The 223-nt window shown below is 30.9% G+C and carries 1 protein-coding gene; it reads right to left on the bottom strand.

Annotated elements, in window-relative coordinates; all coding sequences use genetic code 11:
• Nucleotides 1–223 (bottom strand): transposase (locus WFH18_RS18275; protein WP_336755471.1); only part of this gene is annotated, 223 nt, incomplete at both ends.

Raw genomic sequence — 223 nt, 5'->3', positions numbered from 1 at the left:
TGAAAAAATATGATTCAAAATCAGTTTAGATCGTCTTACTTGAAACTTTTCAATATGACAAACCTGTTTAATCACCCGGTGATATTGCTCTATTTTCCAATGACTTGAATGCAATTCATGAAAACCCTCAAAGGACAATAAATCATCTTCATCTTGATGCACAATATAAAACCTCTGCTGTTCTTTTAACTGAGTCTTAAATAATTGTACAAAGCCAAAATCT

It is taken from the genome of Acinetobacter sp. USHLN143 (assembly GCF_037145695.1).
Classification (GTDB): Bacteria; Pseudomonadota; Gammaproteobacteria; order Pseudomonadales; family Moraxellaceae; genus Acinetobacter; species Acinetobacter fasciculus.
Note: the sequence above shows the minus strand (reverse complement) of the source record. Positions and strands in the feature narration are given on the sequence as shown.